General features: G+C 68.5%; 14 protein-coding genes. 7 read left to right on the top strand and 7 right to left on the bottom strand.

Annotated features, from left to right (window positions below; all coding sequences use genetic code 11):
* Positions 1–32: 32 nt before the first annotated feature.
* On the bottom strand, positions 33–437 hold the full coding sequence (locus tag FFS08_RS21580) for a nuclear transport factor 2 family protein (RefSeq protein ID WP_137864596.1): 405 nt from the start codon (positions 435–437) through the stop codon (positions 33–35).
* Positions 434–901, bottom strand: a complete 468-nt coding sequence (gene folK, locus FFS08_RS21575) for a 2-amino-4-hydroxy-6-hydroxymethyldihydropteridine diphosphokinase (protein WP_137864597.1) — start codon at positions 899–901, stop codon at positions 434–436. Before folK ends, FFS08_RS21580 begins: the two co-directional genes overlap by 4 nt.
* Positions 902–924: 23 nt before the next feature.
* On the opposite strand from folK, the gene FFS08_RS21570 reads away from it, so the two are divergent.
* Positions 925–1527 carry a uracil-DNA glycosylase gene (locus FFS08_RS21570; protein WP_137864598.1) on the top strand — a complete coding sequence of 201 codons (603 nt, stop codon included), beginning with the start codon at positions 925–927 and terminating at the stop codon, positions 1525–1527.
* A gap of 12 nt (positions 1528–1539) precedes the next feature.
* Here FFS08_RS21570 and aguB read toward each other — a convergent pair whose 3' ends face one another.
* Positions 1540–2391, bottom strand: a complete 852-nt coding sequence (gene aguB, locus FFS08_RS21565) for an N-carbamoylputrescine amidase (RefSeq protein ID WP_137864599.1) — start codon at positions 2389–2391, stop codon at positions 1540–1542.
* 214 nt (positions 2392–2605) lie between these two features.
* Here aguB and lnt point away from each other — a divergent pair, with 214 nt between their 5' ends.
* From lnt to trmB, 5 genes are all read left to right on the top strand, one after another.
* Positions 2606–4144 carry an apolipoprotein N-acyltransferase gene (gene lnt, locus FFS08_RS21560; protein ID WP_137864600.1) on the top strand — a complete coding sequence of 513 codons (1539 nt, stop codon included), beginning with the start codon at positions 2606–2608 and terminating at the stop codon, positions 4142–4144.
* A 72-nt stretch (positions 4145–4216) separates the two neighbouring features.
* The gene (metK, locus tag FFS08_RS21555; protein WP_137864601.1) at positions 4217–5431 is read left to right on the top strand and encodes a methionine adenosyltransferase; all 1215 of its coding nucleotides are present in this window, start codon (positions 4217–4219) and stop codon (positions 5429–5431) included.
* A gap of 159 nt (positions 5432–5590) precedes the next feature.
* Complete coding sequence (locus tag FFS08_RS21550) at positions 5591–6352, top strand: EAL domain-containing protein (protein ID WP_171015340.1); 762 nt, start codon at positions 5591–5593, stop codon at positions 6350–6352.
* Between the two features lie 251 nt (positions 6353–6603).
* Complete coding sequence (locus FFS08_RS21545) at positions 6604–7434, top strand: EAL domain-containing protein (RefSeq protein ID WP_171012755.1); 831 nt, start codon at positions 6604–6606, stop codon at positions 7432–7434.
* Between the two features lie 38 nt (positions 7435–7472).
* Positions 7473–8153, top strand: a complete 681-nt coding sequence (gene trmB / locus FFS08_RS21540; protein WP_137864604.1) for a tRNA (guanine(46)-N(7))-methyltransferase TrmB — start codon at positions 7473–7475, stop codon at positions 8151–8153.
* A gap of 56 nt (positions 8154–8209) precedes the next feature.
* Here trmB and FFS08_RS21535 read toward each other — a convergent pair whose 3' ends face one another.
* The 3 genes from FFS08_RS21535 to FFS08_RS21525 all read right to left on the bottom strand — a co-directional run bounded on the left by FFS08_RS21535 (position 8210) and on the right by FFS08_RS21525 (position 10639).
* Positions 8210–8941 carry a Crp/Fnr family transcriptional regulator gene (locus FFS08_RS21535; RefSeq protein ID WP_137864605.1) on the bottom strand — a complete coding sequence of 244 codons (732 nt, stop codon included), beginning with the start codon at positions 8939–8941 and terminating at the stop codon, positions 8210–8212.
* 72 nt (positions 8942–9013) lie between these two features.
* Positions 9014–10228, bottom strand: a complete 1215-nt coding sequence (locus FFS08_RS21530) for a GNAT family N-acetyltransferase (RefSeq protein ID WP_137864606.1) — start codon at positions 10226–10228, stop codon at positions 9014–9016.
* A 51-nt stretch (positions 10229–10279) separates the two neighbouring features.
* Positions 10280–10639 (bottom strand): SpoIIAA family protein, encoded by a 360-nt coding sequence (locus FFS08_RS21525; RefSeq protein ID WP_171012754.1) that lies wholly within the window; start codon positions 10637–10639, stop codon positions 10280–10282.
* Positions 10640–10681: 42 nt separating this feature from the next.
* Here FFS08_RS21525 and FFS08_RS21520 point away from each other — a divergent pair, with 42 nt between their 5' ends.
* On the top strand, positions 10682–11143 hold the full coding sequence (locus FFS08_RS21520; protein WP_137864608.1) for a DUF2721 domain-containing protein: 462 nt from the start codon (positions 10682–10684) through the stop codon (positions 11141–11143).
* Positions 11144–11612: 469 nt separating this feature from the next.
* On the opposite strand, the gene FFS08_RS21515 is transcribed toward FFS08_RS21520, so the two are convergent.
* On the bottom strand, positions 11613–13070 hold the full coding sequence (locus tag FFS08_RS21515) for an amidase (RefSeq protein ID WP_249341336.1): 1458 nt from the start codon (positions 13068–13070) through the stop codon (positions 11613–11615).
* Positions 13071–13436: the final 366 nt, after the last annotated feature.

Raw genomic sequence — 13436 nt, 5'->3', positions numbered from 1 at the left:
GGCCCTGCCCCTAGGCGGGCCAGCCGGGCGGGTCAACGCTGCGCTTCGATCCGCGTCACCTGAATATGGGCGACCTGCCAGCGGCCGTTCGTCCGGCGGAACGTGTCGGCGAAACGGAAATGGCTGGAAAAACGCCGCCCGCCCGAGACGCCGCCGAGCACCGTCTCCGCATTGGCCACGCCGGCATCCGGCCCGAGCGACACGATCACCCGATCGGTCAGCACCAGCGGATCATAGCGGTCGCCCGGCGTCATCCAGCCGTCGATGAATGCCTGCTTGCCCTGCCGCCTGCCCGAGCCGTCGATATAGACCAGGTCGTCCGCGATCATCGTCTCCATCGCCGCGCGGTCCTGGCCGAGCTGCGCCCGGTCGAACGCATCGGCAAAGGCAACCAGGCCGGGATCGGGATCGGCCAGCGCCAGCATCATCCAGATCATCGCTTCCTCCGCAATCGTGCCGCGAGCTGGCGCACGCTAAGCCCGGTCACCGGATCGCGCCAGCCCGCCGCGACCCGGGCGAGCGGCGCCAGCACGAATTCGCGGCCGCGGAACAGGCGATGCGGCACGGTGAGCGCCGGCTCGCCCCAGCTGCCGCCCGACCATAATATGATGTCGAGATCGATCACCCGCGCCCCCCAGTTCCGGCCGCGCCGCCGGCCGAAGCCGCGCTCGATGGCTTTCAGCCGCCGGAGCAGGGCAGGGGGCATCTCGTCGCTCTCGATCAGCACGACGGCATTGGCGAAGCGGCGTTTCGAAGGGCCGAGCGGCGGCGTGTGCAGGATCGGGGAGACCGTGGTGACGCCGCCCAACGCCGCGATCGCCGCCGCGACTTCGCGCGCCGGGCTCCCGTGGCGGCCCCATCGGTTCGATCCGATCGCGATGGCATAGCTTGTCCTCGCCATGCCGGGCGGCCTATCGCGCGGGAATGCTTCAGCCAAGCCGCGATTGTCCGCTCTGCCCGCGCCTCGTGGCGTTGCGCGCGCAATTGCGCGCCGAACATCCCGACTGGTGGAATGCGCCGGTGCCCGCGCTGGGCGATCCCGATGCGCCGATCGCGATCGTGGGCCTTGCGCCCGGCAAGCACGGTGCCAACCGCACCGGCCGCGTCTTTACCGGCGACGATTCCGGCGCGCTGCTGTTCGCGACGCTGGAGAAGTTCGGGCTGGCCGAGAGCGGCGAGCCCAGGGGCGTGGTGATCCTCAACGCAGTGCGCTGCCTGCCGCCCGAGAACAAGCCCGAGCCCGCCGAGATCCATGCCTGCCGGCCCTTCCTGGCGGCGGAGCTCCGGGCGCCGGTGGTGCTGGCGCTGGGTCAGATCGCGCACCAGTCGGCCGTCAAGGCGATGGGCGGCAAGCTGCCCAAGGTGCGCTTCGCCCATGGCGCCGAGCATCGCATGCATCGCGGCCAATGGCTGGTCGATAGCTATCACTGCTCGCGCTACAACCAGAATACCGGGCGGCTGACGCCCGCGATGCTGGAGGCGGTGGTGGAGCGGGCCGTGGCGCTGGCGCGGCCGGAGGCGCGCTGATCCCGGCCGGGCTCAGATGTCCTGCACCAGCCGGGTATAGAGTTCGGGCCGGCGATCGCGGAAGAAGCCGAACGCGGCGCGGTGGCGCTTGGCGAGGGCCAGGTCGAGCGTCGCGGTGATCACGCCCTCTTCCTCGCGGTCCAGCTCGGCCCGGATGTCGCCGCGCTCGTCGGTGATGAAGCTGGTGCCGTAAAAGGTCTGGCCGTGCTCGATGCCGACCCGGTTGGCGGCGACTACGGGCACGACGTTCGATACGGCATGGCCCACCATCGCCCGGCGCCACAGCCGCGCGGTGTCGAGGCTGTCGTCATGCGGCTCGCTGCCGATCGCGGTGGGGTAGAAGAGGATGTCCGCACCCATCAGCATCATCGCGCGGGCAGTCTCGGGATACCATTGGTCCCAGCACACGCCGACGCCGAGCGTGCTCCTGTCCGGGCCGTCCCACACCTTGAACCCGGTGTTGCCGGGGCGGAAATAGAATTTCTCCTCATAGCCCGGGCCGTCGGGGATGTGGCTCTTGCGATAGACGCCGGCGATCTTGCCGTCCGGATCGATCATCGCGAGGCTGTTGTAATAATGATGGCCGTCCAGCTCGAAGAAGCTGGTTGGGATGTGGATCTTGAGCTCGCTGGCCAGCGCCTGCATCGCCAGCACCGCCTTGTGCTCGGCAGTGGGCTTCGCATTGGCGAACAGGCCCTCGTCCTCCACCCGGCAGAAATACTCGCCTTCGAACAGTTCGGGCGGCAGCACGACCTGGGCGCCGCGCGAAGCCGCCTCGCGAACGAGCCGCGACACATGTTTGATGTTCGCATCGATATCGTTCGAAAAGGCGAGCTGCAGGGCGGCGACGGTGATCTCGGTCATGGCGCGGCACATAGGGGGGATACGCGATTTTCGCTACCTGGCATCGCGACTTTCATGTCCGGTCGCCGGATATCTCGTCACTCTGAACTCGCCTGGCGATCGTCCCGTTTCGACAAGCGCCGTTCCTTTGTCATCCCCGCCTGCGCGTTGGATGCTGAAACGCGTTCAGCATGACGGGTGTTTTGGATCGGCGGATCGGTTAAGCACCCAGGTGATGCTGTCCCGCCCCCTGCTCACGGCGCTGCTCGCCGGCTTTCTCTCCGCCACCGGATTCGCCCCGCTCGACTGGTGGCCGATCACGCTCGCCTGCCTCGCCGTGCTGCTGCACCTGACCTGGCACGCGCCAAGCGCCAAGGCGGCGCTGCTGCGCGGCTGGGTCTTCGGCGTCGGCCATTTCACGCTCGGCAACAACTGGATCCAGCACGCCTTCGATTTTCAGGACAAGATGCCGCCGGTGCTGGGCTATTTCGCCGTGGTGCTGCTCGCGCTCTACCTGGCGGTCTATCCGGCGGTGGCGATGGGCCTTGCCTGGCGCTTCGCCCGCATTGTGAAGGCGCGCTGGAACGAACCCGATCTCGCTTTCGTCCTCGCCGCCGCCTCGGCCTGGATCGTCACCGAATATCTGCGCGGCACGCTGTTCACCGGCTATCCGTGGAATCCGATGGCGGCAATATGGGTGCCGACGCCGATCGCGCAGCTCGTGGCCTTCTCCGGCACCTATGCGCTGTCGGGGCTCACCCTGATCGTCGCCGGCGCGCTCTACCTCGCCAGTCAGCACCAGTATCGCGTACCGCTGGCCACCGCTGCGCTGCTCCTCGTCGCCGGGTTCGCGCTCAACCCCGGTCGCCCGGTCGAGGACCTCACGCGCCCGCACGTCCGCGTCGTCCAGCCCAATATCGGGCAGGAAGGCGTCGATCGGCCGGACTATGCCCCGCGCGTCCTCGCCAAGCTGGCCGAGTGGAGCGGCCAGCCGGGCGGCGTGCCGCGGCTGGTGGTGTGGCCCGAGGGCATGGTCAATTATTATGTCGAGGACGGCTATCCGCAGCGCTTCTACCAGCAGGGCGATCCCCGCTGGGTGCGCGGGCGGATCGGCGGACTGCTCGGGCCGCGGGATCGCGCGATGATCGGCGGCAACGCGCTGTTCTTCGACGGGGACCGGCTAACCGGCGCGGGCAACTCGGTGTGGACCATGGACCCGGCCGGCATGCTCGGCGGGCGCTACGACAAGGCGCATCTCGTCCCCTATGGCGAGTATCTGCCGATGCGCACGCTGCTGGCGCCGCTCGGCCTCGCCCGGCTGGTGATGGGCGATATCGACTTCATCCCGGGCCCGGGCCCGCGCACGCTCGCCGTCGACGGCTTCGGCAAGTCCGGTGTCGCGGTCTGCTACGAGATCATCTTCTCCGGCCAGATCATCGACCAGCGCAACCGCCCCGATTTCCTGTTCAACCCGTCGAACGATGCCTGGTTCGGCAGCTGGGGGCCCGTGCAGCACCTCGCGCAGGCACGGTTGCGGGCGATCGAGGAGGGGCTGCCGATCCTGCGCGCCACGCCTACCGGCATTTCCGCGGTGATCGATGCCCGCGGCCGCCTGCTCGGCACGGTGCCGGCGGGGCAGGAAGGGGCAGTGGAAGTGCCGCTCCCCGCGCCCTTGCCACCGACGCCCTTCGCCCGGCTCGGCAACGGGCTGGCGCTGATCGTCGCGCTGGCCTTTGTGGTGTTCGCGATTGCGTTCCGGCGCTTCGCCCGCTAGGGGGATCATATAAGGAAAGCTTTATATGGGCATGGCAACGGCCCGGCTTTCCTCCCCACAAGAGGAATTTCCATGCGTTCCAACTATCTCTTCACGTCCGAATCGGTTTCCGAAGGCCATCCCGACAAGGTCGCGGACCAGATTTCCGACGCCATCGTCGACCTGTTCCTGTCCAAGGATCCCGAGGCCCGTATCGCCTGCGAGACGCTGACCACCACCCAGCTGGTCGTCCTTGCCGGCGAGATCCGCGGCAAGGGCATCATGGACACCGAAGGCAATTGGGCCCCGGGCGTGCAGGAAGAGGTCGAGAAGGCCGTCCGCGATACCGTGAAGCGCATCGGCTATGAGCAGGAGGGCTTCCACTGGGAGACGCTCCGCTTCGAGAACAACCTGCACCCGCAATCGGCGCACATCGCGCAGGGCGTGGATGCCTCCGGCAACAAGGACGAAGGCGCTGGCGACCAGGGCATCATGTTCGGCTTCGCCTGTGACGAGACGCCGGATCTGATGCCGGCCACGCTTGATTACAGCCACAAGATCCTCGAGCGCATGGCCGCCGATCGCCATTCGGGCACGGCGCCGTTCCTCGAGCCGGACGCCAAGAGCCAGGTCACGCTGCGCTTCGAGAACGGCAAGCCGGTCGCGGCGACTGCGATCGTCGTCTCGACCCAGCATGGCAAGGGCTATGACGAAGGCGACAAGGAGGCCGAGCTCAAGGCCTATGTGAAGAAGGTCGTCGCCGATCTGCTTCCGGCCGAGCTGCTCTCGACCGAGACCGAATATCACATCAATCCGACCGGCTCGTTCGAAATCGGCGGTCCGGACGGCGATGCCGGTCTCACCGGCCGCAAGATCATCGTCGATACCTATGGCGGCGCCTCGCCGCACGGCGGCGGCGCGTTTTCGGGCAAGGACCCGACCAAGGTCGATCGTTCGGCGGCGTACATCACCCGCTATCTTGCCAAGAACATCGTCGCCGCGGGCCTGGCCAAGCGCGTGACGATCCAGCTGGCCTATGCGATCGGCGTGTCGAAGCCGCTGTCGCTCTATGTCGACACGCACGGCACCGGCACGGTCTCGGACGACAGGATCGAAGCGGCGATCGCAGGCATCGAGAAGCTGGGCGGCCTCACGCCGCGCGGCATCCGCACGCACCTGCAGCTCAACAAGCCGATCTATTCGAAGACGGCGGCTTACGGCCATTTCGGCCGCAAGGCCGAGGGCGACTTCTTCCCCTGGGAGAAGACCGACCTGGTCGAGGATCTGAAGGCCGCCCTGGCCGCCTGATCCCGCCCGCTTCGGCTTGCCGAACCCGATAGCCCCGCGCCGCACTGCCGGCGCGGGGCTTTTCGTTTCGGCTCTTCGATACGTATTCGCACGGGCCATCCTATAAAGCACTGAGCAACCGTAATTCTTCATCAGGAAGGACAGGAAAGGAGCGAGTCGGTGGAGTCGGAGAATTCGATGATGGTTCCGGAGAACGGAGCGTCCCCTGGCGCCGGCACCGGACTCGCGATCGCCTTCCAGCCCATCGCCGAGATCGCCGGTGGTCGCATCCATGCCTATGAGGCGCAGGCGCTGCGCGACGGCGCGCCCGCCACGGGCGATTTCGACCAGCTGTCGGCCGAGCAGCGCCGCGACGTCGATCGTCGCTGCGCAGTCGCCGCGGTGCGCTGGGCGGCGACGGCGGGCTTTGCCAGTTCGGGCGGCCGGCTCGCCATTCCGCTGAGCGCACCGGCGATCGGCGATCCTGCCGAGCACATCCAGCCGGCACTGCTAACCGCGCGCCAATATGGCATCGTCGCCGAGCGGCTGGTGTTCACGCTCCACCATTATCAGGCGATCACCAGTTCCGAGCTCGCCGACGTCATGCATGTCTTCAACAAGCTGGGCCCGGTCGTCGCCTTTCACGGCGTCGGCCCGAATGAATCGGGGCTGGCCTATTGCGGCAAGTTCGCGCCCCATGCCGTGACGATCGAGCCCGAACTGGTCAGCACCATCGCCTCCAGCTGGTCGCGCCGCATCGCCATCGAGGACCTCATCCGCCGCATGCAGAGCCTGGGCCTGCGCATCGTCGCGGCGGGCGTGGACAGCGAGCCGGTCTATGAGCGCATCCGCAGCTTCGGCGTGCCGCTCGTCCAGGGTGCCCATGTCGGCGCGCCCGCCACGGGCAGCCTGCCGCAACCGGCGCTGCGCAACGCGGCTTGATTCGCGCTTCGTCGCACCCGCTCCGCGCTACGGCTCTCGGAACAATAACCGTTTCGGTGGTAATCCTGCATCGGGTCGTTTCGGCGGCGATTCGCTTGCCGCGGCGCGACTCGCGGATTCGCGTGAGGCAAGCGAAATCCGCCGCTTTGCTTCCCCGGTAGAATCCCCATGGGGAGAATCCCCCTTCGGCGAGGCACGGAATGGAGCGGATGGCGTTAACCATTTTTAACGAAGGGCAGAAAGGAAGTACCATGCATACCGAACCTGCCTCAGCCGCCCCTCCGTCCGGTCTCGCCCTTGCCTTTCAGCCGATGATCGCCGCCATTTCGGGTCAGCCCTTCGCCTGGGCCGCGATCGCCACCGTAAAGGGCAGCGGCTTCGCGCCAGTCGCCGCAGGGCTCGCCGCCGAGGCCCGGCTGCGGCTCGAAATGGCGCGGATCGCCGCCGCGATCGCCGGCGCCGCCGATGCCGGGCTGCTCGACGGCGAGGCGCTGCTCGCGGTTCCCGTCGGAGCCGCCAGCGGCGCGCCCGAGGCGCTGCTCGCCCATCTCTTCCGTGCCGCGATCGCGCATCGCGTGCCGATCGGCCGCATCGTGGTCGAGATCGACGCCGACGAGCGCGGCGAGCTGGCCCTGGTCGCCGCGCTGGCCCAGGCGTGCGTCGACCGCGGCATCGCCATTGCGTTCGACGGCTTCGCGGTCGGCCCGCTCGCGGTCCGCCTGCTCGGCCGCTTCACGCCGCGTTTCGTCAAGCTCGACGCCGGTCTGGTCCGCAACATCGCCGACAGCAGCTCGCGCCGCGTGATCGTCGAAGGCGTGCTGCGTCTCGCCCGCAACATGGACGTGACGCTGATCGCCAACGGCGTAGCGCGCCGCGAGGATCTGGTCCTGCTCTGCACCATGGGCATCCGCCACATGCAGGGCGACTGGATCGCCCCGGCCCGCAGCCGCCCGCTGCCGCGCGCGCACCTCGCCCGCCGCGAGCCGCGCGCGACGGTGCCCCAGCATCGCCGCCTCGCCGCGCATCAGCGCATCGTCACGGTACGTCCGGCGGCTCCTGCCGCGCTTGCCCAGGCGCTCTAACGCTTGTCCTCCGCGTCCGGGACGCTAACAGGCGGCCCGTGTCCGATCCTGTTTCCATTCGCCGTCTCTATGGCCGCCGCCAGGGCCACAAGCTCCGCCAGGGCCAGTCCGCCCTTGTCGAGGAGCTGCTGCCGCAGGTGAGCCTGCCCGAATCGGGCCCGCTCGATGCCGCCACGCTGTTCGGCGACGATCGCCCCCTCGAATTCGAGATCGGCTTCGGCGCGGGCGAGCATCTCGCCGGCCAGGCCGCGATGCGCCCCGACCACGGCTTCATCGGCTGCGAGCCCTTCCTCAACGGCGTGGTCGGCGCGCTCGGCCATGTCCGCGACGGCGATCTCCGCAATGTCCGCCTGCACATGGGCGACGCGCTGGAAGTGCTGGAGCGGCTGCCCGATGCCAGCCTCGACCGGCTCTATCTGCTTCATCCCGATCCCTGGCCGAAGGCGCGCCACGCCAAGCGCCGGATGATGAACCACGGCCCGCTCGACATCATTGCGGCGAAGCTAAAGCCCGGCTGCGAATTCCGCCTGGGCACCGACGATCCCACCTATTGCCGCTGGTCGATGATGATCATGGACCAGCGCCGCGACTTCGCATGGCAGGCGAAGACCGCGCAGGATTTCCTCACGCGTCCCGCCGACTGGCCGGAGACGCGCTATGAGCGCAAGGCGCGGCGCCAGGGCCATGAAGTGTGGTACTTCCGCTACATCCGGCGATAGGCGACTGCCATCGAGGAAGCCGGCGGCTGCGTCGCGGCGCCGCGCAGGATCGCCGGCTAGGCCTTCACGGTCGCCGATGGCTGCGGGGAATGCACCTGCGCCGCTTCCAGCATCGCCCGGTCGCGGATGGTGATCCCGCGTGCGCCCATCAGGTTGATCGCACCCTCCGCCTTCAGCCGGCTCAGCTGGCGGCTCACCGTCTCGATCGTCAGCCCGAGCACCTCCGCCATCTCGCCGCGGGTCAGGGGAAGGTCGAAGGTCACTGGCCCGAGAGCGGTGGCGCGGCAGCCCCGCGTGCGGTCGGCCAGGTCGAGCAGAAAGCCGGCCAGCTTCTCACGCGCCGAAAGCCGGGCGAGGGCGAGCATCCGTCCCCGCGCCTCGTCGAGCGCCGCCAGCGTGCGCTGGAGCAGCAGCCGCTCCATGCGGGCATGGTCTTCGAGCACGCGCTCGAACGGCTTGCGCGGGAAGACGCACAGCTCGACGTCGCCGAGCGCAGTGACGGTGAAATCGGCCAGCTCGGCCCAGGGGCGGCCGACGAAATCGGCCGGATAGAGCAGCCCGACCACCTGCTCGCGCCCATCGGGGGTGACGGCGCTGAGCTTGAGCACGCCCGAGAGGAGGTTGGCGCAGACCAGGCTTTCCTCGCCCGCCCAGACCAAGGTCTGTCCGCGCGCCAGCTTGCGCCGCCGGCCGAGCGCATTGAGCGCGTCGAGCTCGACATCGTCGAGGCTGGCGCAAAGTGCCCGGTCGCGCACGGCGCAGTCGGAGCAGATATGAGCGACGGTCATGCGCCGCATATCGTGGCCGCCTTGACGAAGGTCAAAGCGACGGATTGTCCCAGGGGGCAGGCAGGCGGCACCTCACGAAGCGGGAAGCGCTCCATGTATCTCTATCTGGTTGCCGGTGCCTTTGCGTTCTTCATCGTCACGGTCGCCTTCCTCAGCATCGAGGACGCGATCCGCTTTCGCGGGCGCTGAGCCGGTCTCGGCACGGCCGGTCCGCTTCCAGGCGCCGCGAAGCAGCTTGCCGCCCAGGGCGTCGAGGCCCGGCCGCACGAACAGCCAGTCGCGGATGGCCGGGCCCTTCGCTGCGCCGATCACCTGCTTGTAGCCGCTGTCGCCGGCGCCCCAGTCGACGGCCGCGATGCCGTCCTCGATCGCGCGGACGAGGTTGCGGTAATAGAGCAGCTTGCCCGGCGAATGCTTGGCGAAGCGCGGGTCATAGCTGTTCGCGACGGCATATTTCAGCGGGCCGGCATTGAGGTCGAAGGAGAAGGCCGCGGGCGCGCCGTCGATGCGGAGCAGCGCCGCCCACATCATCCGGGCGATGACGGGATCCTCGGCGGCGGCGCGCCAGAAGCGGCCATGGCCACGCGCAGTGAACTTGGCGTCCGAGCCGTCAGTCCGCGCGGCGATCCAGCTCTTCTCCTCAATCGCGGCGAGTGCTTCGAACGCCGCCTCGTCCCAGTCGGCGCCGTGGACGAAGCCCCAGTCGAGTTCGCCGTGCCCGCCCAGATGCTTCTCGTGGAAGCGGTTCTTCTTCAGCGTCGAGTTGCGGGGCCAGGTGCCCTGGGCGCGCTCGGCGGCGATGTCGAGCAGGAAGCTGTCCGCCACGAACCGGTCGAGCACTGCCCAGCCCTTGTTTCGTGCCGCTTCCTTGAGCAGCTCGAGCCCAGGGTCGCCGTCATAGACCGGGCCGACGCGCAGCGCGCGCGCCGCGCGGGCGAGCCGGGGGAGCAGCGCCTCGATCGCCTCGACTCCGGCATCCTCGCGAACGGGGAAGCTGCGGAAGGGCCAGTAGCAGCCGGGAATCGCGGCCAGCTTCGCCCAGGCCGGGCCCGCCGAGACGATCGGCAGCGCGACGACGGGTTCGCCCTCGCGCGCCACGGTGAGCGTGCGGGCATGGCCGCCATAGGTGCGGAGGGCGGCGGCGAACCAGCCATAGCGCAGGAAATGGTGCGACGGGCGCGCACGCGCCGCCACGGCATCGATCGCGCCGGCCAGCCCGTCAACGCAATCGACGGTGAGCGCCGGCGGCAGGCGCGTGAATTCCTCGAGCAGCATCGGCTTCGACATGGCCATGTTTCTAGCGCGGCACCCGTTACCAAGCCGTGATGACGCGGGCGCTCATCCGCCGCGGGCCCAGGCGCGGGCGACGTCAAGCTCCTCGGGCGTGAAGATCTTCTGCTCGCCCGGCACCATCCACCCGGTCGCGCGGCTGGCGGCGACGATCCAGCCGATGTCGGTGACCATCGCGACGCGGCCGATCCTGGTGAGATGGCCCACGCCCCAGCTGATGTCCTTCCACCACGCCGCCAGCTCCATGCCGGCGAAGCTGCGTATCACCGCGACCGCCGACAGCTTGCCGTGGCGTGCGATCACTGCCTCCATTTCGGTGGCCGCGGCATCATATTCGGCGCGGGTGACTTCGCCGTCGACGGTGAATTCGATCACGCCGGCGTCCATGTCGGTATCGAAATGCATCATGGGCTTCACTCCGTTCGGTTCCCCGGTCATAACGCATGACGCATGGAAGGACCCTATCTCTCCACGGTTTCCGAAACGATTCAGGCGGCGATCGCTCCCGTGTTCCTGTTGGCGGGCATCGGGGCGTTCCTGAACGTGATGGTCGGCCGGCTGGCCCGCATCGTCGATCGCGCACGCAATATCGAGCAGCTTCACCCGCGCTCGACCGGGCCGGAGCATGATCGCCACGTCTGGGAGCTGCGGATCATCGATCGCCGCATCTCGGTGATCAACAACGCGATCTTCCTGTGCACGGCCAGCGCCCTCGCCATCTGCTTCGTCGTCGCGATGATGTTCGTCGCGCGGCTCAGCAACCTGCATGTGGGCATCTGGGTGGCGAGCGCCTTCATCGTCTCGATGCTGCTGCTGATGGCGGGGCTGGTCTATTTCCTCTTCGAGGTGCGCATGTCGCTCGCGGCGATCCATGTGCGCGAGGAACTGCTGGAGCTGGACGGGAAGCGCTAGGGCGCGGCGCCCTTCCTGCATCGTCGCCACGGCGAAGCGCCAAAGGTTGCGAAGGTTGCGCACAGCGCGGGTTCTCGCGGCTGCCATTTCCCCTCATTTCCCGGAAATGCGCCGCATCTCGCAGCATTCTTGCGCGGGCGTGATCCTATCTTTCCTACAGCTTCAAAGAGCGGGCGGGGCGGCGACCCCGACCGCGCGAGCCAAGCAGGCGCGATCCTACATTGCAAGCGGCTCGGGAGGCTTGGCACCGACGCCGATCCGGCCTGAGCGAGGAAGCATGCAGCGAGCCCCGTCATCCCCGCGAAAGCGGGGATCCAGGGCCAAGTGCGGAGCGAGGGTGGCAGGTTCTGCCCTTTCCGGACGGCGTTCGCGCGATGGCGCCGATATCCCGCATTACCCTGGATCCCCGCCTGCGCGGGGATGACGACGGAAGGGGTGGGGATGACGAGGAAAGAAACGAGTCCCCAACCTAGGGCGTCCGCGGCCCCAGGTCGGCCGGGATCGTCGGCAGATATTGCGGCACCAACCGGGCGTGCGTCGCCTGTTCATAGGCATGGCCGGCCTTGAGCAGCAGCCCGTCGGCATGGGCGGTGCCGATGAAGGAAAGGCCGGCGGGCAGCCCGTTCACCAGGCCCATCGGCACGGTGAGGTGCGGATAGCCCGAGACTGCCGGCAGCTCGCTCGCCGAGGGCCCCTGGAACTGGTCGCCATGCGCCGGGTCGCTCAGCCAGGGCGTGCCATAGGTCGGGGTGACGAGGACCTGCGCGTCCGCCGCCTTGAGCATCGCGTCGATTCCCTCGGGCCCGGCCATGCGCGCCGATTTCTCGCGCGCCGCCTGATATTCGGGATCGTCGAGGCCCTTGGTCTTGTCGGCCTTTAGGAAGGTCTCCTGGCCGAAGAACGGCATCTCCGCTTCCTTGTGCGCCTCGTTGAAGGCGATCAGGTCGGCGAGCGTCTTGGGCCCCACGCTGGCCGGCGTGGTGGCGAGATAGGCGGCCATGTCGGCCTTCAGCTCGGTGTAGAGCACCAGCCCCTCGGCCTCGCCCAGCCCCTTCAGCTCGGGCATCTTCACTTCGACCAGCACGGCGCCGGCCGCGCCGAGCTCGGCGAGCGCCTTGTCGAAGCGCGCGGCGAGATCGGCCGCCATCTCGGGCTTCCAATAGCCGATCCGCATGCCCTTGAGCGCGTCCGGAGACAGCCCCGCCGCATAGTCCTTGCGATATTTGTCCGCATCCTGCGTCGCCGGATCGGCGGGGTCGCTGCCCACCATCGCGCCGAACAGGATCGCGGCGTCCTTCACCGATCGCGCCATCGGCCCGGGCGTGTCCTGGCTATGGCTGATCGGCACCACGCCGGTGCGGCTGATCAGCCCCAGCGTCGGCTTGAGCCCGACCAGTCCGTTCATCGCCGCCGGGCACACCACCGAACCATCGGTCTCGGTGCCCACCGCCACCGCCGCCAGGCTCGCCGCGACCGCCGCGCCCGATCCGCTCGACGAGCCGCAGGCGGAGCGATCGAGCGCATAGGGATTCTTCACCAGGCCGCCCATGGCGCTCCACCCGCTCATCGAATGGTTCGAGCGGATGTTCGCCCATTCGGAGAGGTTGGTCTTGCCCAGGATGATCGCGCCCTGGGCCCGCAGCCGCGCGACCAGCGGCGCGTCGCGGCCGGTATCGTTGTTGGCGAGCGCCAGGCTGCCCGCGGTGGTGGGCATGTTCTGGGTCTCGATATTGTCCTTGATCAGCACCGGGATGCCGTCGAGCGGGCCGAGCGGCTTGCCGGCCTTGCGCCGGTCGTCGCTGTCGCGGGCATCGGCGCGCAGGTCCTTGGCCGGTGCGGTGACGATCACCGCGCGCAGCGTCGGGCCGTGCCGATCGATCTTGTCGATCCGCTGGAGATACGCATCGACGAGATAGCCGCTGGTCATGGTCCCGTCGGCGAGCGCCGAGCGGAGCGCGTCGATCGACTGTTCCTCGACCGTGGGGAGCGGGCGCCGCTTCCTGTGCCCATGCGGGCGACGCCCATGCCAGAGCCATCGCCAGAGCCGTCATTCCCGTCCGCATGTGCCGTCCCCGAATCTCGTTGCGCGGCCAGCCTAGCGCGTGCGCGGCCCCCTGCAAGCGGAGGGCGGATCGCGATGGCGCTCATATCCCCTCGGGACACGCATCGCTTGGGACAAATACCCCTTTTCGTCATCCCCGCGCAGGCGGGGACCCAGGGTTTCTCTGCCGCATCGCCCGTGACTCTGGATCCCCGCCTGCGCGGGGATGACGGGGTTGGGGCAGGATGACGG

Source organism: Sphingomonas sp. 1F27F7B, from assembly GCF_005503355.1.
Classification (GTDB): domain Bacteria; phylum Pseudomonadota; class Alphaproteobacteria; order Sphingomonadales; family Sphingomonadaceae; genus Sphingomonas.
The sequence above is the reverse complement of the archived record's forward strand: the minus strand, read 5'-3'. Positions and strand labels throughout refer to the sequence as shown.